The following is a 21,758-nucleotide window of genomic DNA, read 5'->3' on the forward strand; positions in this document are numbered from 1 at the left end:
GCCGGGGTGGCCCGGAGCAGGGCGGGCGCCGTTTGAGCGCGGGGATCCGGGCAACCCGCCGCAGGGACAGGAGCTGCGAAAGCCCCAAGCGACAGACGTACGCAAGCGACAGACGTACCCAAGGGACAGACGCACCCGAGCGACAGACCCAGGAGGGCAGCCGGCCATGTCAGGCCTGACCATCACGCTGATCGTGATCGCGGTCGTGATCGTGTTCGCCGCCATCGGAGCCTTCGTCGCCAGCGCCGTGCTCGGAAGCTCGCGCGGGCTGAAGCGGCGCTTCGGACCGGAGTACGAACGGACGGTCGCCCGGCACGACGGCGACACCAAAGCAGCGGAACGCGACCTCTCGGACCGCGTGAAGCGGCACGGCTCACTCCGTACGCGCCCCCTGGAGCCCGCTGCGCGGGACGGGTACGTGGCCCGCTGGACCTATGCGCAGGAGCGTTTCGTCGACTCGCCGGGCGATGCGGTGGCAGAGGCGGACCGGCTGCTCGCGGAGGTGGCGGCGGCGCGCGGGTTCCCGGACGGCGTGCAGTACGAGGAGCAGGTGTCCGCCCTGTCCGTGCACCACGGCCCGCACGTCAACGGCTACCGCCGCGTGCACCGGGTGGCGCAGGCCGGGACCGGCGCACTGCAGGGCACCGGGGCCGGTACGGAGGAGATGCGCGCCGCCCTGCTCGACGCACGCGCACTCTTCGACGACCTGGTGGCGGAACACGGCACCCGCGCGGGCCGTTCCGAGAACCGTCACCGCGCCGGCCGCGGCGGCGCCGTGGACGGCGCGAGCCGTCCAAGCGAGGGCCACGGGGCCGGGCGCCTCCATGCCCTGTGGGCCTTCAACCGGCACCACCCCAAGAGGAGTTGAGCGGCATGACCGAGTACGAGGGCGTGGGCGGGCTGCTGCCGCCCGATGAACGCGAGAAGCTGACCGTGCGTCTGCAGCACGCCGTCAACGTGTTCGTCGACAGCCCCAGGGGCGCGGTCGAGGAGGCCGACGAGGTCCTGCACGAGACAGTCAACCGCGTGACGAAGACCCTCGCCCACCGCCGCCGTACGATCCGCACCGCCTGGCAGTCCATGGGCGAGGGCGAGGAGCGCACGGCGGACACCGAGCGACTGCGCCTGGCGCTGCGGGACTACCGGGAGACGGCGGAGCGGCTGCTGCGCCTGTGACGGGCGGGCGGCCCGCACCGAGCGGCTCGCGACGCTGGCCCGGCAGTCATCGGGACAGGTCCGCCGGTCGGTGGCGGCGGCCGGCGGACCGCCTGTGAGCGGCCTCTGCGTTCTGGCAGGGGCCGCTTTGCCGTACACCGTCATACAGGTCGTACGGGCGGCTCACGCCTGGGCCGAGCTCACCGCTGTCGGCCCTCGTGCCACTCGCTCACCACGGCCTCGACGTCGAACGGCGTCAGACCCAGCGGAGGGCCGGGCGGCGGCCTGCGCAGGGCCTCGCTGATCTTGTCGTTGATGTCGGCGATGATCTGCCGCACCACGCGCTCCGACGGGGCCGCGGCTGCCGCGGCGCGGGCGTCCTCCGCCTCCTTGCGCAGGGCGAGCGTGGGCGGAAGGTGCGAGAGGCCCTCGCGCGCCATCTTCCGCTTGATCCACCAGAGCTCGTCGTACGTGTTCTCCATGTCGCGCGGCAGCGGCTTGCCGGCGCCCTCGAGGCGGGCGAAGTCGCCGCGCTCCTCCGCCTCGCGGATCTGCTTGTCGATCCAGGACTCGAAGCTGACGCCGGGTGGCTTGCGCTCGGTCATGTGTTCATTGTCCCCAGAGGCGCGGCATTGTCCCAGAGGAGCGGCGAGGGCTGTGTCCTGTGTCACCCTCGAGGGTACGGGTGCTCGCCCGCGCCCTATCATGCGGCCCCGGCGCGGCAACCGCGTCCGGACTTCGGCGAATTGAAGGAGCGCACGTGCTCGAGCTCACCATGGCCTCGGTGTCGGAGGCGGACGCAGGTGTGACCGCGGGCATGACCATGGCCGAAGCGCCGAGCGCCCCGGGCGCCGTCCTGCGCGTGGGGCGGGACAAGAGCGTGTGCCGGCTCGTGACGCCCGACGACTGGCTGTTCGTCTCGCGCGTACACCTGGAGTTCGTCTGCGGACCGGACGGGACCTGGACGGTCACTTGGCTGCGGGGTTCGCACCCGGACCCCTCGTCCGAGGTCCGGCTGGTGACGGGCGGGGCGGTACAGCCCGTCGGGTACGGCGCGACGGTGCCGCTGCCGCGCGGCGGCTCCGGCGAGCTGGTCATCGCCGACCGGAGCCGGCCGCGCAGCGTGAACGTGGGCTTCTACCACGAGGGCTGAGGCATCGCGGTGGCGTTACGCCACCGCCTCCCGCAGCGTCCGCGCCTCCGCCTGGGTCTCCACGGCGGGAGGGGACCCCGGCAGCGGGCGGCCCGCCGACTCCGCCATGAACCACACCGCGGCGCCGCCGATGACCGCCGCGGCCATCATGTAGTACGCGGGCATCATGACGTTGCCCGTCGCGCCGATGAGAGCGGTGACCACCAGCGGGGTCGTGCCGCCGAAGAGCGAGACGGAGACGTTGAAGCCGATGGACAGCGAGCCGTAGCGGACGCGGGTGGGGAAGAGGGCGGGGAGTGCCGACGGCATGGCCGCCGTGAAGCAGACCAGGAGGAGGCCCAGCGCGCCCATGCCCAGGGCGATCGCGAGCAGGCTGCCCTCGCGGATCAGCAGCAGCGCGGGAACCGACAGGAACAGGAAGCCCGCGCAGCCCGCGGCGATCACCGGGCGGCGTCCGATGCGGTCCGTCAGCGCGCCCGCGAAGGGCTGCACGATCATCATCAGCACCATCACGCCGAGCACCACCAGCAGACCGTGGGTCTCGTCGTACTTGAGCTCACTGGTCAGATAGCTCGGCATGTACGACAACAGCATGTAGTCCGTGACGTTGTAGATCAGGACGAGGGCCATGCACAGCAGCATCGCCTTCCACTGGCGCGTGACCATGTCGCGCAGCGGCACCTTCGGCCGCTCACGCTCCTGCTGCGAGGCCTTCTCCAGCTCGGCGGCGAACGCCGGGGTCTCCTCCAGCTTCATCCGCAGATAGAGGCCGATGACGCCCATCGGGCCCGCGATGAGGAACGGGATGCGCCAGCCCCAGGACACCAGGTCATCGGAGGACAGGAACGCGGTCATCAAGGTGACCAGGCCCGCGCCGCCGACGTAGCCGACGAGCGTGCCGAACTCCAGCCAGCTGCTGAAGAAGCCGCGCCTCTTGTCGGGGGCGTACTCGGCGATGAACGTCGTCGCGCCCGCGTACTCACCGCCCGTCGAGAAGCCCTGCACCATCCGGGCCGCGAGCAGCAGGATCGGCGCACCGACGCCGATCGTCGCGTACGAGGGGATGAGTCCGATCGCGAAGGTGCCCGCCGCCATCATGATCATGGTGAGGGCGAGGACCTTCTGGCGGCCGATGCGGTCGCCGAGCGGGCCGAAGACCATGCCGCCGAGCGGACGGACGAGGAAGGCCGCGGCGAAGGCGCCGAAGGTGGACAGCAGCTGGGCGGTGGGGTTCCCGGAGGGGAAGAAGACCTTGCCCAGTGTCACGGCGATGTAGCTGTAGACACCGAAGTCGAACCACTCCATCGCGTTGCCGAGTGCGGCCGCCTTCACTGCACGCTTGACCAGCGCCGGGTCCGTGACGGTGACGTCTGCCGGTGCGCCCCCGGATGCGGTGGGCGCCTGACTTCGGGTGGGTGCGGTGGATGTGGCGGTCGGCAAGGTTCCGCTCGCCTGCCTTTCGGTCGACTGCAAGGACGAAGGCCGCCCATAACGGACGGCCCGGTTGTCGACGATAGGCAAGCCCTGGCTGCTACGGAGCGCGAAGGAGCGGCAGCGTTGTGCAGCAAAGGGACCTTTGTTCAGGCATAACGGACCAATTTCTCGCCGCTGGGGAGTCGCGGGTTTGTGACGCATGTCGCGGGTCTTGGGCGGAACCGCCTCCGCCGCGCATCATCGACATCCGGTCAAATGTCCGGAGGCAGCCAGGTGAATCGGGGGTGGCATGCGTCTCACCGAAAAGGTGATGCGAGGCTCCTCGGGGGCTGTGAGGCTCTCAGGGGCCGGACAGGTCCGGGACAGGGACCGGGCGCGGGGAGCGCCGGATCCCTGCGGCACGGCACGAGTGAACCGGGCACGAGTTGACGGACGGGGCGGGAGGGCCGACGCGGCGTGGCGAACGTGGAGCACGGTGGACCGGGGAATGCTTTGGGGGCGGGAGCGCCGGGCATGGCGGGTGCGCCCGGGGTGGCGACGGCGCGACTGGGAGTGGCCCGCGCCGCCCTGTGGGTGATCGCCGCGGTCCTGGCGATACGCCAGGTCGCTGCGGTTCTGCGGCTGCCTCCCGGGCAGCGGCTGACCGACCTGGAGACCTGGACCGGGCCGGGCGGCGTCCTTCATGTGGAGGGCTCGCTGTACGACACGGACCAGTTCACCGGCAGCCCCTTCGCCGGCCTCGCCCTCAAACCGCTCACCCGCGCCGCCGAGGAGGCGCTCGGCTGGGGCTGGACCTTCGGCACCCTGCTGCTCGTCGTGGTGCTCGGCCTGGTCGCGGCCCGCGCCCTGCCGCAGCCGGTGTCCCGGCGCACGTCGCTGCTGGCCGCGCCCGTGGCGATCTGCCTGCTGATGATCTCGCTGCCGGTACGCAACACGCTGTACCTGGGGCAGACGAGCATCCTGCCGGTCCTGCTGGTGCTGCTCGGCTGCTTCGCCGTCCGCGGTGAGCGCCTCAGCGGGGGCCTCATCGGCGTCGCGGCGGCCCTGCAGCCGACCGTGCTGCTGTTCGCGCCGCTGCTGTGGTTCACCGGACGCAGACGCGCCGCCGTCTCCACCGGCGTCACGTTCGCTGCCTGCACCGTGCTCGCCTGGGTCGCCCTTCCGCACGACTCCCGGACTTACTGGGTGCACCATCTCGCCGGCGCGGGCCTCGGCGAGCGCCCCGACAGCCTCGGCAACCAGTCCCTGCACGGCGCGCTGCTGCGGCTCGGCCTCCAGGGGCCGCTCGAAACCGGACTGTTCCTCGCGCTGGGCGCGGCCGTCGCCGTCGTCGGCCTGCGGCGCGCCGTGCGGTACGCGCGCGACGGGCAACTGCTGCTCGCGGTCGCGCTGACCGGCTGTGTCGCGGCCGCGGTGTCGCCGACGACCTGGCAGCACCAGCTGCTGTGGGTGCTGCTCGCCGTGGTCGGCCGCGTCGGCAGGCGCGCCTCGGACCGCTACGTCTGGCCGGTCGCCGTCGTCCTGGTGATGACGCTGCCCGCGAAGATGATGCTGCCGAACATGGCGGCGCTCGAGCCGCTGCGCGACAACGTGGTGCTGATCGCCGCGCTGGCCGCCGCCTGCGCCGTGCCGTTCCTGTCCCGCGCATCGCCGTACTACCGGACACCGATCCCCACGGACTACGCCGAACCCGTCCCGTCGCGGTGGACCCGCGTGCCGCTGCTGCCCTTCTGGCGCCGGGTCCTCAGCCGCCCGAACCTGCTGCTCGAACTGCTGCTGATACGCGTCGCCTACTCCGCGTACTCGCACGTCCGCCTCGCCGCGACCGGCGGCCGGGCCGCGGCCGAGGAGCACGGCGAGCAGATACACGCGATCGAGAAGGCCCTCTTCATCGACATCGAGCACTGGGCCAACCACACAGTCGTGAAGGTGCCCTGGCTCGAGAGCTTCCTCAGCTTCTACTACTCCTCGTTCCACTTCGTCGTACCGCTGACGATCCTCGGCGTCCTCTACGCCCGCCGCCCCGCCGACTACCGCTGGGCGCGCTCTGCGCTCGGCTTCGCCACGCTCCTCGCCCTGCTCGGCTTCTGGCTCTACCCGCTCGCGCCGCCGCGCCTCATGCCGGACCTGGGCTTCATCGACACGGTGCACGGCGTCCAGGACTTCTCGAAGCCGGACTACGGCGCGCTGACCGCGCTGACGAACCAGTACGCGGCCATGCCCTCGCTGCATTTCGGCTGGTCGCTGTGGTGCGGCATCGTCATCGCCGTCCTGGCGCCGAAGTGGTGGATGAAGGCGCTGGGGCTGCTGCACCCGCTGTTCACGGTCTCCGCGATCGTCGCGACCGCCAACCACTGGGTGCTGGACGCGGTGGGCGGCGCCGCCGTGGTCGGGGCGGGCTTCGGACTCGTCTACGCCCTGTCCGGCCCACGAGCCGTCAAAGCCGCCGCCGAGACACCCGCTGCACCCGGCACGGCCGGCAGTACACCGGCCACCACGGACAGTGCGAGGGCCTGAACGCCTGCGGGCCGCCCTGCCAGCAGTTCTCAGGAGGAGATCATCAGCCGGCACGTGGACCAACCGCAGACGTTCCCCGACCTCGCGGACGGGCCCGCTGTCCGGCCGACGGCGCGTACGGCAGGGCCGGCGGGTGGGAGGGGCCGGGCGGCGCCCTTGGCCGTTCCGGCGGCGGCCGCGCTGGCCCTGGGGCTCTGGGGGATCGACCGGCAGGGCAGCATGTGGCGCGACGAGTCGGTCACGTACCAGGTGGCCCATCGCTCCCTGGGCGAACTGTGGGCGCTGCTGGGTCACATCGACGCCGTGCACGGCCTGTACTACCTCCTCATGCACGCTGTCTTCGCCATCTGGGACGGCGGTCTCGTCGCCCTCCGCCTTCCTTCGGTGGCAGCGACCGCGGTGGCGGCCGCCGGGGTCGGGGCGATCGGGGCCCGGCTGTGCGGGAGACGTGCCGGTGTCCTGTCGGGACTCGTCTTCGCGGTTCTCCCCCTGGTGCAGCAGTACGCACAGGAAGGCCGCTCCTACGCGCTGGTCTGCGCGGCCGTCACCTGGGCGACGTACTTCCTCCTGCGCGCGACACGAGAGTCCCGCGGGCGGTGGTGGACGGCGTACGCCCTGGCGTTCGGACTCGCGTGCTGGCTGCACGAGTTCGCCGCGCTGGCCCTGGTCGCGCACGGTCTGACCCTGTGGCGGCTGCGCGTGTCACGCGGGGTGTGGCGGCGGTGGGGTACGGCCTCGGCCGGTGCGGTCGTGAGCGTGGCGCCCCTGGCCGTGGTGAGCGCGGGGCAGTCGGAGCAGCAACTGGGATGGCTCGGGCACCCGAGCCTGAGCGCGTGGCTGCAGTTCCTGGCGGTCTCGGCGGCCGGCGTGCTGCTCTGCCGGTTACGCCCGCGCGGGCCCGCGGGGGAGGACTCCCCGGAAGGCGCGACCCCGGCTTCCGGGAGCAGGGCTCTGGCCGCCATCGCCTTACCGCTCCTGATCACCCCGGCGGGTCTGCTGATGACGCTCTCCCTCATCAAGCCGTGGTACGTCGAGCGGTACGTCCTGTACGGCATGACAGGGCTGGCATTAGCGGCCGGGGCCGCCCTGGACCGGGCGATCCGGCACCGGCACAGGCTCGCACCCGCCGCGCGGACGCCGACCGCCTGCCTGCTGGCCGCGGCGGCGGTCGCGGTCCTCCTGCCGTGGTCGCTCCTGGTGCGGTCACCGCAGAGCAGGAAGGACGACGTGGTCGCGGTCGCCCACGCCGTCGAGAAGTACGCGCGTCCGGGGGACGGAGTCCTGTTCATGCCGGCCCGGCGCCGCGAGTGGCTGCTGTCGTACCCCTCCGTCTACGGGAAGCTGGACGATCTGGCGCTCGCCGAATCCCCTGCGGCGTCGCACACCCTGCAGGGCACCGAACTCCCCGCCGACACGATCCGCCGGCGCATCCTGGCCGCGGACCGGATCATCGCCCTGACCGATCCGCCCGATCAGCCGCTCGACCCCTTCGAGCAGGAGAGGGCCAAACGGCAGACGCTGAAGGCCCACTTCCAGGTCTGCGAACGCACCCGGGTGCGAGGCGCTCAGATCGTCGTGTACGCCCGGCCCGGCCACTGCACGTAGAGCCTTGCGGACGGGGGCGTACGGGGGCCACCGGAGGAGGCAGGGGCGGGGCGTAGGGGGATGGGCCCCTGCCTCCCTGGAGGCAGGTCAACAGGCCGGCCTTGAAACCGGTCAGGCCGCGCTGACCTGAAGCTCCTTGACGCCGTTGAGCCAGGCCGAGCGCAGTCGCCGCGGGTCGCCGGTCAGGCGCAGGTCCGGCATGGCGTCCGCGACGGCGTTGAAGATGAGGTCGATCTCGAGCGTGGCGAGGGACTTGCCGAGGCAGTAGTGCGGGCCGCCGCCCCCGAATCCGAGGTGCGGGTTCGGGTCGCGGGTGATGTCGAAGACGCCGGGGTCGGTGAAGACCTCGGGGTCGTGGTTCGCGGACGAGTAGAAGATCCCGACCCGGTCGCCCTTCTTGATCTGCCGCCCGCCGAGCTCGGTGTCCTGCGTGGCGGTGCGCTGGAAGGAGACCACGGGCGTGGCCCAGCGGACGATCTCCTCGGCGGTCGTCGCCGGACGCTCGTGCTTGTACAGCTCCCACTGGTCGGGGTGGGTCAGGAGGGCGTGCATGCCGTGGCTGATGGCGTTGCGGGTCGTCTCGTTGCCCGCGACCGCGAGCATCAGCACGAAGAAGCCGAACTCGTCGGAGGCGAGATTGCCCTGGTCCTCCGCGGCCACGAGCTGGCTGACGATGTCCTTGGCCGGGCACTCCTTGCGTGCGGCGGCCATGTTCATGGCGTACCCGATGAGCTCGGTGGCGGCCTCGGCGGCCACGTCCTCGGTGATGGCGAACTCGGGGTCGTCGTAGGCCACCATCTGGTTGGACCAGTCGAAGATCTTGGTTCGTTCCTCCTGGGGAATGCCGATGAGCTCGGCTATGGCCTGCAGGGGAAGCTCGCAGGCGACGTTGGTGACGAAGTCGAAGGAGCCGTCCGGGCCAGCGCTCGCCAGGGCCGTCTCGACGATCGAGCGGGCTCGGGAACGCAGGGCGTCCTCCAGCGAGCGGATGGCGCGCGGTGTGAAGCCGCGCTGCACGATCTGGCGGACCCGGGTGTGCTCGGGCGGGTCCATGTTGAGCATGATCAGCCGCTGGACCTCGATCTGGTCGCGGTTGATGTGCTCGTTGAACCGGATGATCGCGGTGTTGAGGTTCGAGGAGAAGAGGTCGGGGTGAGTGGAGACGTACTTGACGTCCGCGTGCCGGGTGACGGCCCAGTAGCCCTCGTCCTGGAAGCCGGCGATGCCGGGCTGCTGGGCGATCCAGCGCACCGGTTCGGTCTTACGCAGCTCGGCGAACTCCGGGAGGGGTACGCGGTGGTGGAGCAGATCGGGATCGGTGAAGTCGAACCCTTCGGGCAGCGCTGGACAGGGCATCGGCAACTCCAGGTTTCCTGTTCTGAAGGCTCTGACGGCCCAACCGTCCCCGGGTCTGACGGTCCATCAGAATATGAAGGTGTCGGCAAGGTAGTAACGGGTTCTATAAGTCGCAAGGGCCACGGCGGGGCGAATTGCGTGCAGGAGGGGTGCAAGGTGCGTGCACGACCCTTGCGGCCCGGGGGTTCGGCTCAGCAGACTGCAGGAAGAACTAGTACGCGTTCTAGTTCGGCGTCCGCCGGTGGGCCGGGACTCCTCTGTGCGGATGTGCGGATGTGCGAGGAGAGGACGAGCCCCCATGGCTGCGGAACCCGTCATCGTCGAAGCCGTACGCACCCCCATCGGCAAGCGCGGCGGCGCGCTCGCCAATCTCCACCCCGCCTATCTGCTGGGCGAGACCTACCGCGAACTCCTCGCCCGTACGGGCATCCAGGCCGACTGCGTCGAGCAGATCGTCGGCGGCACCGTCACGCACGCCGGCGAGCAGTCCATGAACCCGGCACGCACCGCATGGCTCACCGCGGGCCTGCCGTACGAGACCGCGGCCACCACCGTCGACTGCCAGTGCGGCTCCTCGCAGCAGGCCTCGCACATGACCGCCAACATGATCGCGGCGGGTGTCATCGACGTCGGCATCAGCTGCGGCGTCGAGGCGATGTCCCGGGTGCCGCTCGGGTCCGGCTCCAAGCACGGTCCTGGCAAGCCCTTCCCCGACGAGTGGAACGTCGACCTGCCCAACCAGTTCGAGGCGGCCGAGCGCATCGCCCGGCACCGCGGGCTGACCCGCGAGAACGTCGACTCGCTCGGTCTCATCTCGCAGGAACGGGCCGCGATCGCCTGGTCCGAGGAGCGCTTCAAGCGCGAGACCTTCGCCGTCCAGGTGCCGACGACCGAGGAGGAGCAGGCCGGGGGCCAGGGCATGTGGCGGCTCGTCGATCGCGACGAGGGGCTGCGCGACACCTCGATGGAGGCCCTGGGGCGGCTCAAGCCGATCATGCCGACGGCCGTGCACACCGCGGGCAACTCCTCGCAGATCTCCGACGGCGCCGCCGCGATCATGTGGGCGTCCAAGAGGATGGCGCGGGCGCTCAAGCTCAGGCCGCGCGCCCGCATCGTCGCCCAGGCCCTCGTGGGCGCCGACCCGCACTTCCACCTCGACGGCCCCATCGACGCCACACGGGCCGTGCTCGGCAAGGCCGGGATGTCCCTCAAGGACATCGACATCGTCGAGATCAACGAGGCCTTCGCGTCGGTGGTGCTGAGCTGGGCGCAGGTCTTCGAGCAGGACCTCGAGAAGGTCAACGTCAACGGCGGGGCGATCGCTCTGGGCCACCCGGTCGGGGCGACCGGGGCGCGCCTGATCACCACGGCACTGCATGAACTGGAGCGGCGGGACAAGGAGTTCGCGCTGATCGCGATGTGCGCGGGCGGGGCACTGGCCACGGGGACGATCATTCAGCGGCTTTAGGCGGTTGTCCGGCGCCTGGGGGCGGGCGGGACTTGGGGTCGGAGGCCGCGTTGTGGGCAGGCGTTCCGATGGGCGATGGGGGTCCCCCTGCTCTGGGGGTGCCTCCCAGGCCCTTAAGGCATTGGGGGAGAAGCCGAGAGCTAGGGGGAGGGTGGGCAGCAACCTCACGACGGCGGGCAACCCTCATCGCGGCCCAGCAGTGCACCTGCGGTGTGACCAGTCGTCATGTTCCGTGCGGTGGGGGCCTCGTGGCGGATCTGTGCCAGGGCACGATCCCGCCACCGGCACCCGTGGTCCCCGCCGGCGGCCCCGTGGAAGAGTCCCGATGATCTCCCACAGCGCCAACGTCCCGTCCGGGCGCCCCCGAACCCGGCCGCCTCTGGGAGATCCGCCGGGAGGCGGCCCCCGGGAGGACCGTTCATGCCCCACGTTCGCCGCAGACCCGTCCGGCCGCCTGGCCGCCGCCTGCTCGCCGCCGCACTGAGCGCCACCGTCATCGCCGCCGCGTCACCCGCTCTGGCCGACCCCGGCGACTCCACCTCCGCCGGCTCCGGTGCCACACCGACGGCCACGACTGCAGCGGCCACCACTCCGGGCTCCTCGACCGTCACGCTCGTGACCGGCGACCGCGTCGCCTTCACCGGTCGTGGCGCGGACCTCCAGGTCACGGGCGTCACCCCGGCGCCCGACCGGGAACGGATCGGTTTCACCCGCTACCGCCTGAACGGGCACGAGTACGTGCTGCCCACCGACGCCGAGGAACTCATCGGCGACGGCACGGTGGACGAAGCGCTGTTCGATGTCACGGGCCTCGTGTCACTCGGCTACGACGACGAACACCGCGACACCGTCCCGGTCCTCGCCACGGGGACCGCCGGCGAGCACGACGGCCTCGGGGGCAAGCCCCTGGCATCGGCGCCGACGGGAACCGAGCTCACCCGCTCGCTGCCCCGGCTCGGCGTCACCGCGCTGAAGGTCGACAAGGACCGTGCCGCGACCGCCTGGACCCGGCTCACCGGCCGCGGCACCGGAAAGGCCCGTAGCGAGAGCGCCGCCGCCGAACGCCTCTGGCTCAACGGCAAGGTCAAGGCGACCCTCGATGTCAGCGTCCCGCAGATCGGCGCGACCGCGGCGTGGAAGTCCGGCCTGACCGGCAAGGGCGTCAAGGTCGCGGTGCTGGACACCGGTTACGACACCGGGCATCCGGACCTGGCCGGCCGGGTCGTCGCGGAGAAGAACTTCGTCGCGTACGCGGACGGCGTCCAGGACGGCAACGGCCACGGCACCCATGTGTCGTCGACCATCGCCGGCTCCGGCGCCGCATCCGACGGCCGCCTGAAGGGCGTCGCCCCCGACGTCGAGCTGATCGAGGGCAAGGTCCTGGACGACAGCGGCCTCGGCGACTACGCCGAGATCCTGGCCGGCATGGAATGGGCCGTCGCCCAGGGGGCCGATGTCGTCAACATGAGCCTCGGCGGCGATGCGACCGACGGCACCGACGTCCTGTCGGCCGCCGTGAACCGCCTCTCGGCGGACTCCGACAGCCTGTTCGTGGTCGCCGCGGGCAACTCCGGCACCGCGTACACGGTGGGCGCGCCCGGCGCCGCCGACGCGGCCCTGACCGTCGGATCCGTCACCAAGAAGTCAGCCGTGTCCTCGTTCTCCTCGCGCGGGCCCAGGGTCGGCGACGACGCGGTCAAGCCCGAGATCGCCGCCCCCGGCTCCGGCATCGTCGCCGCCCGGGCGAAGGGGACACTCGCGGAGGAGGCCGTGGACAGCTCCTACGCCCGGCTGTCCGGTACGTCGATGGCCACTCCGCATGTCGCGGGTGCCGTCGCCCTCGTCAAGCAGGCGCATCCCGACTGGTCGGGGGAGCAGCTGAAGGCAGCCCTCGTGGGGGCAGCGGGTGAGGTCGAGCAGGCGGACGTCTTCGACGTCGGAGCGGGCATCGTCGACGTACCCGCCGCAGCCGACGCCCCGGTCACCGCGGAACCGGTCGTGCTGAGCACCGTCCAGGCCGCCCAGCCGGTCGCGGACAGCGAACCCGCGGTGCGCCGGATCACCTACACCAACACCTCGGACCGCACCCTGCGACTGGCGGTCGGGGCCGAGACCACCGGCCCCGACGGCTCCGCCGCGCCGGCCGCACTCGCCGCCCTCGACACCGACCACATAGCCGTCCCGGCGCACGGCAGCGCCACCGTGGAGCTGATGCTGGCCCCGGCCGCCGCCGCGAAGGCCGGTGCCTACAGCGGCATCGTCACGGCCTCCGCCAACGGACAGAGCATCCGCACGCCGTACGCCCTCACGGTCCGGCAGACCAGCCACACGCTCACCCTGGTCGGCGCCGCCAACCGCCCCGGCGTGGACAACAGCTACACGAACGCGGTGATCCAGAACACGGCGACCGGCGAAGCCGTACGGACGTCCGTCGCCGCGGGGAAGACCAAGAAGCTGGTCCTGGAAGAGGGCGCCTACCGTGTCTTCGGCCATGTCTGGGAGCAGCGGCTCAGCGGCACCACCGAGGTCGCCTCGGGCGCCGTGCACTACGCGCAGCAGGTTGCGCTGGACGGCGACCGCGAGCTGACCGTCGACATCGCCGACGCCAAGCCGGTGACCCTCGACATCGACCGCGACGACGCCGTCTCCTCCACGCACGCCGGCACCGGCCTGGTCTCCAGCGTCGGCAGCGCCCAGGACTCGTCAGGGACCACCGGCCTGATCGCCCCGCTGAACGCGTACGCCCACTCCGTCTATGCGGTCGCGAGCACCGGCCCCGAGATGCCCGGCCTGACCTTCTTCGGCGCGGGCAGCTTCCAGCAGCCCTGGATCACCGCCCGGGACACCTCCAGCGGCAAGCCGATCGACGTCGAGATCACGCCCTACTACTTCGCCGGCTGGTACGGCGACGTCACCGGCGCCGTCGTCGACGTGGGCAACGGAGCCGACATCAGCGGCCTAGACCTGGCCGGCAAGATCGTCCTGTTCGAGCCGGGCTACACGGCCCCCGCCGCCCAGCGCACCGCCCGCTACAAAGCCATCAAGAGCGCCGGTGCCGGGCTGATCCTCCTCAGCGGCTACATCAGCGGAACGGAGCCCACGGACCCGGTCCTGAGCATCAACGCCACCAACACCAAGCGGCTGCGCGCACTGCTCACCGCAGGGCCGCTGGAGCTGCGGGTCACCGGGACGAGGGCCAGCGAGTACCACTACCTGACCTTCCATCAGGTGGAGGGACGGGTCCCGGGCGGTATCCGATGGACGGACCGGGCCGCGGACCTCGCCAAGGTCCGTACCTCCGCCTGGGCGCCGGGGTATCCGAACGACGTGAAGGGGCTGTACGGCTGGATCAAGCACGACGGCCTGATCTGGGTGCAGCAGTACACCGTGCTGCGCTCGCCCTTCACCACAGACCTGTACGTGTCCGCGGACGTGCCGTGGACCACGGCGACGTTCCACATCCTGGATGCCGAGGACACGGTGGTGGGCGCGCAGTACACCGACGCCACCGAGTACGAGGCCGGGCGCACCTACTCCGACGAGTGGCTGAAGGCGCCGTTCAACCCGTCGCTCTCGGTGCGCGGTGGGGACGGTGAGCCCCAAGTGGCGCGTTCCGGCGACGACCTGTCGATCCAGCTGCCGATGTTCTCGGATGCCGCCGGGCACCTCTCCGAGTGGCTGCCGGGCAAGGACACCGGGAGCACCGTCCTGACCCGGGACGACGGCACCCTCGTCGCGGACAACGACGTACCGGGCAGGGGCGCGTTCAAGCTCCCGCAGAACGCGGCCTGGTACCGGCTGAAGGTGTCCGCGCACCGCGACGGCGGCCCGACCGAGGAGGGCAGCGACTGGCCGGTGTCCGACTCGGTCACCGACGAGTGGCGCTTCCGCTCCGGGCATGTGTCCGGCAGCAGGTCGCAGGCCGCGGAGCTGCTGGACATCCGCTACGACCTGCCGCTCAACGGGCGGGAGGAGATCGAGGCCGGGGAGCCGGCCGCCTTCCATGTCTCGGTCGCCCGGCAGACCGGCTCGACCGGCGACGCACCGGTGAAGGAGGTCGGTGTGGAGTACTCCGTGGACGGCGGCACGACCTGGACCGAGGCCCCGGTCCGGGCCGACGGTGACCGCTGGGCGGTGTCGCTCCCGGCCCTCGACCAGGGCAGGGTGGCCCTGCGTACCCATGCGGTCGCCGCCGACGGCAGCGAGGTGACGGAGACCGTCCTCAGGGCGTTCGAGGTCGGCTGCGTCGAGTGGTGGTGCGGGCTCGTCGGCTGACGGGCTCCGCCGAGCCGGGTACGGCGAAGGCGGCACCCCCGGAGAGGGGGTGCCGCCTTCGTGCTGAGTGGCGGGAGCGGTCCGCGACTCAGTATGTCCGCGGCTCAGTACCAGCCGTGCGACTGCCAGAAGTTCCACGCGCCGACCGGGCTGCCGTAACGCGAGTTCATGTAGTCGAGACCCCACTCGATCTGGGTCTCGGGGTTGGTCTTCCAGTCCGAGCCCGCGGAGGCCATCTTCGAGCCCGGCAGCGCCTGGACGAGACCGTAGGCACCGGAGGACGCGTTCGTCGCCTTGACGTTCCAGCCGCTCTCGTGCTCCACGATCTTGCTGAAGGCCTGGTACTGCGCCGCGTTCGGGATCATCTTGTGCGCGATCGACTGGGCCTTGGCGGCGGACGCCGACGCCGGGGCGGCCTGGGCGGGAGCGGCGGCGAACAGCATGCCGGTGGTGGCGGCGGCCACGGCGGCACCGGTGAGGGCCTTCTTCGGGGAAACGCGGCGGAACATGGAGACGATCACAGGGGGGAACCTCTTCGTCGGGAGCGGGACAGTCGCACGCAGGCCACGACCACACACGGGAGCCGTGCGGAAGGCGGGGGGAATGCGTCGGCGCCGCGGCCCGTGGTGGGCACGTCGGCGCCGTGCGACTCATCCAGAGAAACAGGCCTGTCAGGCCGCGGCAAGTACCCCTTTTACTAGTGGGAGTCGCATTTGAGAAGAAAGTCCTTTGTGTGACCCGGCTCTCAATCCGCAGGTCAGGGACTGGAATGCTGCGTTCATGTCATGGGATTGGCCTACGAATCTGCCTAGTAAGTGACCAAGGCCACGTGTCCCGCCTCACTGCCTCGGGACCTCTTGTGTGACGGATCGCGCGCGAAGTTGAACGCTCCGCATGTGGCGAATCAGGCGAAATGTGACAGACGACCCAAGTCGTATGTGACGCAGTTCCCATGGCTACGAGTGGCGAGGCGCCTCGAATGTGACCGACGCCTCGAAAGCGGCCCGCCGCGTGGCGCGGCGGAGCGCCTTGAGCAGGGCGGGGCCGAGGGTCAGGGTGAGCACCACGGTCACCGCGGCCCGGCCCAGGTCCCAGCCGAGCGACGTGGCCAGGCAATACGCGAGGAAGCGCGCCAGATTCCCGGCGAGTGTGCCGTCCGGGTCGAACGCGACGCTCGACGTGAGCGAGTCCATGAACGGCCAGCCCGCCAGATTCATGATCGTCCCGTAGCCGAAGGACGCCACGAACCCGTACGCGGCGAGCATCAGCAATTCGCCGCGCCCGCGCAGCCGGTCCGGGCCCGGCAGCAGACCGGCCCCCATCGTGAACCAGGCCATCGACAGCATCTGGAACGGCATCCACGGGCCGACGCCACCCGTCAGCAGGGCCGAGGCGAACATCGTCACGGCGCCCAGTACGAACCCGAAACCGGGCCCGAGCACCCGGCCGCTGAGCACCATGAGGAAGAACATGGGCTCGATCCCGGCCGTCCCCGCGCCGATCGGCCGCAGCGCCGCGCCGGTGGCGGCCAGTACACCCAGCATGGCCACCGCCTTCGGGCCGAGACCCGACTCCGAGACGGTCGCCGCGACGACCCCCACGAGCAGCACGAGCAGCGCCGCGAACAGCCAGGGTGCGTCCTGTGCGTGCGCGCTGAGGCCCGAGCCGGCCTCGGCGAACAGGGGCCATCCGAAGGCGGCGATGCCGACGGCACTGACGAGCGTGAGAGCGCCCACGGAACGGGGTCCCAGGCGGACGGCCCGGACCCGGCGCCCGGTCATGCCAGCACCTCCCTGACCTGGGACACCGTCAGCCACTGCTGCGGCGCGAGCACCTTGGTGACCTGGGGTGCGAAGGAAGGTGACGACACGACGACTTCGGCAGTCGGGCCGTCCGCCACGATCTCCCCGTCTGCCAGGATGACGACCCGGTCGGCCAGTTCGGCCGCGAGTTCCACATCGTGCGTGGCCAGCACGATGGCGTGGCCCTCGGCGGCCAGCCCCCGCAGGACGGAGACCAGCCGGGCCTTCGCCGCGTAGTCGAGACCGCGGGTCGGCTCGTCGAGGAGCAGCAGCGGCGGCCGGGCCGTGAGCACCACGGCCAGGGCGAGTGCGAGCCGCTGCCCCTCCGAGAGGTCCCGCGGATGCGTGTCGTCCGCGATGCCCGGCAGCAGCTCGGACACCAGTGCCCGGCACGTACCGGCCGCCGCGCCCGCGTCGCCGTCGGCGGCCGCGCACTCGGCGGCCACGGTGTCGGCGTACAGCAGATCGCGCGGCTCCTGCGGTACGAGACCGACGCGCCGGACCAGCTCACGCGGCCCCGCACGGTGCGGTACCAGGCCGCCGACCCGCACCGAGCCCGACGTGGGGGCGACCAGGCCGACGAGCGTGGACAGAAGGGTGGACTTCCCGGCGCCGTTGCGGCCCATCAGCGCCACCGTCTCACCGGGGACGGTGGAGAAGTCCACGCGGCGCAACGCCTCGATCCTGCCGCGCCGCACGCCGAGCCCCTCGACGACGGCGACGGGCTCGACGACGGCGAGGGGCTCGGCGCCCGGCATCGCGGGCACCTCCGGTACGTCGCGCTTGCCGTTCCGGCGCCGCCACAACGCGAGCCGTGGGCGAGCTCGGCGCGTCTCCGAGGCGGGCCGGGACGGCAGCGTGGGGTCGGGGTGGGCCCGGTCCGTACGGTCGCGGGACGGCGCCGGCGCGAGCCCCGACAGCCGTTCCCGCAGCGCCCCGGCCCGCCGCCGGGCGTCCCGCACCGTGAGCGGCAGGGGCGACCAGCCGGCGAGCCGCCCGAGGTCCACCACCGGCGGGTACACGGGCGAGACGGCCATCATCTCGGCGGGCGCACCGAGCACGGGCGCCGCACCCGGTTCGGCGAGCAGCAGGACCTGGTCCGCGTACTGCACGACCCGTTCCAGCCGGTGCTCGGCCATGAGCACGGTCGTACCGAGGTCGTGGACGAGCCGTTGCAGCACGGAGAGGACCTCCTCCGCCGCCGCGGGGTCGAGGGCGGACGTCGGCTCGTCGAGGACCAGCACCCGCGGATGCGGGGTGAGGACGGAGCCGATGGCCACGCGCTGCTGCTGCCCGCCGGACAGCGTGGCGATGGGCCGGTCGCGCAGATCGGCGAGGCCGAGCAGATCGAGCGTCTCCTCGACGCGCCGGCGCATCACGTCCGGCGACAGGCCCAGCGACTCCATGCCGTACGCGAGTTCGTCCTCGACCGTGTCCGTCACGAAGTGGGAGAGCGGGTCCTGGCCCACGGTCCCGACGACGTCGGCGAGTTCACGGGGCTTGTGGGTACGGGTGTCCCGGCCGGCCACGGTGACGCGGCCGCGCAGCGTGCCGCCCGTGAAGTGCGGCACCAGCCCGCTGACGGTCCCGAGCAACGTCGACTTCCCGACCCCGGACGGCCCGACGACCAGCACCAACTCGCCCTCGGGAACGGTGAGTTCGACCCCGCGTACGGTGGGCGCGGAGGCGCCTTCGTACGTCACGGAGACATCCTCGAAACGGATCATGAGGGTTCCTTGGAGAGGGCTGGCCGGGGTGCGGGGGAGGCTTCCGAAAGGGCCGAGGCGCGCGGCGCGGGCGCGGGTGCCACGAGCGCCGGAAGCAGCCCCAGCAGCACCGCCGCCGCGGGCAGCAGCGGCAGCGTGGGCGCGGACAGCGGTACGACGCCGGGACGGAGGGCCGCGGGGTCGTACGAGGCGGAGACGATCAGCACCGCCGCGACCGCCATCCCCGAAGCGGCGACCAGCCAGGCCCTGACACCCCAGGCGTCCGGCCGGTACCGGGTGCGCACGGACCGCCGGCCGCCCAGCCACAGTCCGGCCAGCGCGGCCACGAGCCCGGCGAACAGCACGGGCAGGCCGTAGGACGTGCCCTCCGCGGTGAGCAGTCCGTACGTTCCGGCGCACACCCCGATGAGTCCGCCCAGGGTGAGCACGGCGGTGGTGCGCCGGACGGCGTCCGGTACCTGGGCGGTCCGCCCGTACCCGCGCGCGTCCATCGCGGCCGCCAGCGCCACCGAGCGCTCCAACGCGCCCTCCAGAACCGGCAGTCCGACCTGCAACAGGCCCCGCAGGCCGCGGTCCGGCCGCCCGCGCAGCCGCCGCGCGGCCCGCAACCGCTGCACATCCGCGATGAGATGCGGCGCGAAGGTGAGCGCGACGACGACGGCGACGCCCGCCTCGTACAGGGCACCGGGCAGCGACTTGAGCAGCCGCGCCGGATTGGCGAGAGCGTTGGCGGCGCCCACGCAGATCAGCAGCGTGGCGAGCTTCAATCCGTCGTACAGCGCGAAGACCAGGGACTCGGCGGTCACTCGGCCGCCGATGCGTATGCCCTGCGCCCAGTCGGGAAGCGGGATTTCGGGCAGGCTGACGACGGTGTGCGTGCCGGGAATCGGCGATCCGAGGAACACGGCGAACACCAGCCGGATCCCGACCACCACCAGCCCGAGCCTGACGAACGCCCCGTAGGAGCGCGCCCAGGGCGCCTCCGTCCGCCGCGCCGCGACGACGTACCCCGCAACTCCGATGAGGAGTGCGAGCAGCAACGGGTTCGTGGTGCGCGACGCCGCGGTGCCGAGCCCGAGCGCCCAGATCCACCAGGCGCCGGGATGCAGGGCGTTGCCGCGGTTCGCCTGAGGGGCGAGCCCGCGGCGGGGCGCGGCCGCCTGCTGTGCCGTCGGCCGCCGCGGGTCGGGTGCTCCGCCGCCGCGTGGCGTGCGCTCGCCGGTGGTCATCGTCGTGGCCGCCCCGGTTTCAGCCGCGGCGACGGCGCGCCTGCCAGACGGCGGCGGCGCCGAGCAGGACGACGGCGGCGAGGCCGCCGACAAGGCCCACCGAGGGACCGCCGTCACCCTCCCCACCGTCCGAAGCGGACGTGGACGTGGAATCCGCTGCCGGAGAGGAGGCGGGACGCTCGCCGGAACCGGACGACACCTGCTCGCCGCACCCCGTCTCCGGGTAGCCCGCGATGGCGCACATCAGCGCGTTGCTGTCGTACCGCAGTGGCCGAGCGACGGCGGCGAGCGCGTCGGCGGTGGTCGCGTCCTCGGCGACCCGCGCACAGGCGGTACGCGGCTTCGGCGGCGTCTCGCCGTCGGGCGCGTCCTCGGCCGTGCCGAAGTCGAGGACGAGCGCGACCCGCTTGGTGCCGTCCTTCGCCGGGGTGTCCGCGCAGATCGCGGCGAACCCGGCGTCCACGCGCGGCTTCGAGGAGTCCTGCGAGTCCTCGCTCACCGCGAACCGGAAGCCCTGCACGGCCCCGTCCTCAGGCCGCACGAACGACGGCCCCTGCGTGGCGTACGCCCATGCGCCGCCGTCCCGCTCCCAGAACGACCAGTAGCGGTAACCGACGGCCTGCGCCTGCCCCGCACCGAGCAGGACGCTCAGCACGGTAAGCAGGCCGAGAGCCGGGGCGGCGAGCCGGCGCCGTGTCACAGCTGCTGCTTCTTGTTACGGCCGCTGAGCAGGAAGCCGATGCCGATACCGGCGACGAGCCCGACGCCGATGATCCACCAGACACCGAGACCGCTGTCGCCGTCGTCCTTCTTCTCGCCCTCGGTGGCCTTGTCCGCCTTGCCGCTGCTGTCAGTCGCCTGCGGGGCGGGTCCTGTGGCGTTCAGCTGCCGCACCAGGTCCTGCCCGCCGAACTCGCTCGGGTCCGCGCCGGCCGCGTGGGCCGCGAAGATCAGCTGGGCGTACGCCGCCGGCCCGCTCTGCGCGGCCCAGTCGGCGGAGTTCTTCTCCAGCCAGGCGAGCGGCTTCCTGGTGTCGGCGGTGCGGCCCGCGGCGGCGAGCGCGACGACCGCGTCGGCGGTGTTGGAGTAGTCGGGCTGGTCCTCGGCGCCGGCGAGGGACGACTTCAGGTAGCTGCCGTCGGTGAGGGCGCCGACGAGGTACGCGGCGCCGTTGCCGGCGGCCTGCCCGGCCGTGAGGGTGCCGCTGTCGCTGCAGTCGTCGCCGTCCTGCGTCTTTCCGGCCGTCGTTACGAGCCCCTTGCCGAGCCCGCCCAGCACACCCGCGGCCGTGGCGTCCGCATTGGCCGCCAGCTTGCCCTTCTTGTCGGGCTGGTACGCGAAGGCGCCGCCGCCCTTGTCGTCGCACGGGACGGCCAGCTTCACGAGCGCGTCGTACGGGGACTTGCCGCCCTTCGACGACGTGACCTCCGCCGGCTTCTCACCCGCGGCGGCCAGCGCGCCGACGACGATGCCCGTGGAGTTGGTGTCGCTCGCGCCGCCGGCCGCGTAGCCCCAGCCGCCGTCCTCGTTCTGCACGGACTTCAGCCACGTCACGGCCTTGCCGACCTGCCCATCGTGCCCACCGAGCGCGACGAGCGCCTGGACGGCGGCCGCGGTGGAGTTGCTGTCGAGCATCGTCTTGGCGTCGCAGGCCTTGTCGGCGTCGGCCCGGTACGCAGCGAAGCCGCCCTCCGTGCACTGCTGCCCCACAAGCCAGTCGACGGTTTTCGTGGCGGGCTTCACGCCCACGGTGTCCTGCGCGAGCAGCGCGAGCGACTGCCGCCACACGCCGTCGTACGTCGGGTCGGACGTGCCGTAGAGCCCGGAGGGGAGCGCGACGGACGGCGACGGGGACGCCTCGTCCGCGAGGGCGGCCGGAGCCGCTGCCGTGCTGATCACGGCGACGGCTGCCAGTACCGCGGCGCTGCGGCGAACGTTCATGATCGGCGGGTGCCTCTCTGCTGATTCTCGGTTCCCTGCGGGGAGCCGGGCAGCACGGCACACGCGGGCACCGGCGGCTCCGGCTCCGTATGCCTC

At 72.0% G+C, this 21,758-nt stretch carries 16 protein-coding genes; 7 read left to right on the top strand and 9 right to left on the bottom strand.

The features are described 5' to 3' along the window. Positions 1-166: 166 nt before the first annotated feature. A complete protein-coding gene (locus ABT009_RS23790) occupies positions 167-868 on the top strand; it encodes a hypothetical protein (protein WP_351298298.1) in 702 nt (233 codons plus the stop codon). A gap of 5 nt (positions 869-873) precedes the next feature. Continuing rightward, the gene (locus ABT009_RS23795; RefSeq protein WP_351298301.1) at positions 874-1,176 is read left to right on the top strand and encodes a hypothetical protein; all 303 of its coding nucleotides are present in this window, start codon (positions 874-876) and stop codon (positions 1,174-1,176) included. Between the two features lie 179 nt (positions 1,177-1,355). Here ABT009_RS23795 and ABT009_RS23800 read toward each other — a convergent pair whose 3' ends face one another. After that, positions 1,356-1,760 (bottom strand): DnaJ family domain-containing protein, encoded by a 405-nt coding sequence (locus tag ABT009_RS23800; RefSeq protein ID WP_351298304.1) that lies wholly within the window; start codon positions 1,758-1,760, stop codon positions 1,356-1,358. A 155-nt stretch (positions 1,761-1,915) separates the two neighbouring features. Here ABT009_RS23800 and ABT009_RS23805 point away from each other — a divergent pair, with 155 nt between their 5' ends. Further along, on the top strand, positions 1,916-2,308 hold the full coding sequence (locus tag ABT009_RS23805; RefSeq protein WP_351298307.1) for an FHA domain-containing protein: 393 nt from the start codon (positions 1,916-1,918) through the stop codon (positions 2,306-2,308). A 15-nt stretch (positions 2,309-2,323) separates the two neighbouring features. Here ABT009_RS23805 and proP read toward each other — a convergent pair whose 3' ends face one another. Next, the gene (gene proP, locus ABT009_RS23810) at positions 2,324-3,748 is read right to left on the bottom strand and encodes a glycine betaine/L-proline transporter ProP (RefSeq protein ID WP_351298309.1); all 1,425 of its coding nucleotides are present in this window, start codon (positions 3,746-3,748) and stop codon (positions 2,324-2,326) included. Between the two features lie 450 nt (positions 3,749-4,198). Between proP and ABT009_RS23815 the strand changes: the two genes are divergently transcribed. Beyond that, positions 4,199-6,259 carry a bifunctional glycosyltransferase 87/phosphatase PAP2 family protein gene (locus ABT009_RS23815; protein WP_502989944.1) on the top strand — a complete coding sequence of 687 codons (2,061 nt, stop codon included), beginning with the start codon at positions 4,199-4,201 and terminating at the stop codon, positions 6,257-6,259. Between the two features lie 54 nt (positions 6,260-6,313). Next, positions 6,314-7,864 (top strand): glycosyltransferase family 39 protein, encoded by a 1,551-nt coding sequence (locus ABT009_RS23820; protein ID WP_351298315.1) that lies wholly within the window; start codon positions 6,314-6,316, stop codon positions 7,862-7,864. A gap of 111 nt (positions 7,865-7,975) precedes the next feature. On the opposite strand, the gene ABT009_RS23825 is transcribed toward ABT009_RS23820, so the two are convergent. After that, a complete protein-coding gene (locus tag ABT009_RS23825) occupies positions 7,976-9,220 on the bottom strand; it encodes a cytochrome P450 (protein ID WP_351298318.1) in 1,245 nt (414 codons plus the stop codon). Between the two features lie 298 nt (positions 9,221-9,518). On the opposite strand from ABT009_RS23825, the gene ABT009_RS23830 reads away from it, so the two are divergent. Continuing rightward, complete coding sequence (locus ABT009_RS23830) at positions 9,519-10,688, top strand: steroid 3-ketoacyl-CoA thiolase (protein ID WP_351298322.1); 1,170 nt, start codon at positions 9,519-9,521, stop codon at positions 10,686-10,688. A 420-nt stretch (positions 10,689-11,108) separates the two neighbouring features. Continuing rightward, positions 11,109-14,963: a S8 family peptidase gene (locus ABT009_RS23835; protein WP_351298325.1), complete on the top strand. Its 3,855-nt coding sequence runs from the start codon at positions 11,109-11,111 to the stop codon at positions 14,961-14,963. Between the two features lie 104 nt (positions 14,964-15,067). Here ABT009_RS23835 and ABT009_RS23840 read toward each other — a convergent pair whose 3' ends face one another. From ABT009_RS23840 to ABT009_RS23865, 6 genes are all read right to left on the bottom strand, one after another. Further along, positions 15,068-15,472: an aggregation-promoting factor C-terminal-like domain-containing protein gene (locus tag ABT009_RS23840; protein ID WP_351298328.1), complete on the bottom strand. Its 405-nt coding sequence runs from the start codon at positions 15,470-15,472 to the stop codon at positions 15,068-15,070. A 447-nt stretch (positions 15,473-15,919) separates the two neighbouring features. Beyond that, positions 15,920-16,744 carry an ECF transporter S component gene (locus ABT009_RS23845; protein WP_351298331.1) on the bottom strand — a complete coding sequence of 275 codons (825 nt, stop codon included), beginning with the start codon at positions 16,742-16,744 and terminating at the stop codon, positions 15,920-15,922. Beyond that, the gene (locus ABT009_RS23850) at positions 16,741-18,492 is read right to left on the bottom strand and encodes an ABC transporter ATP-binding protein (RefSeq protein WP_351298334.1); all 1,752 of its coding nucleotides are present in this window, start codon (positions 18,490-18,492) and stop codon (positions 16,741-16,743) included. Before ABT009_RS23850 ends, ABT009_RS23845 begins: the two co-directional genes overlap by 4 nt. Next, positions 18,489-19,721, bottom strand: a complete 1,233-nt coding sequence (locus ABT009_RS23855; protein WP_351298337.1) for an energy-coupling factor transporter transmembrane component T — start codon at positions 19,719-19,721, stop codon at positions 18,489-18,491. Before ABT009_RS23855 ends, ABT009_RS23850 begins: the two co-directional genes overlap by 4 nt. Before the next feature lie 19 nt (positions 19,722-19,740). Beyond that, positions 19,741-20,421, bottom strand: coding sequence for an SCO2322 family protein (locus ABT009_RS23860; RefSeq protein ID WP_351298339.1), 681 nt, complete (start codon positions 20,419-20,421; stop codon positions 19,741-19,743). After that, positions 20,418-21,662, bottom strand: coding sequence for an SCO2321 family membrane protein (locus ABT009_RS23865; RefSeq protein ID WP_351298342.1), 1,245 nt, complete (start codon positions 21,660-21,662; stop codon positions 20,418-20,420). The genes ABT009_RS23860 and ABT009_RS23865 overlap by 4 nt, the downstream gene beginning before the upstream one ends. Positions 21,663-21,758 lie beyond the last annotated feature (96 nt).

The organism is Streptomyces sp. NPDC002896 (assembly GCF_040295225.1).
GTDB lineage: Bacteria > Actinomycetota > Actinomycetes > Streptomycetales > Streptomycetaceae > Streptomyces.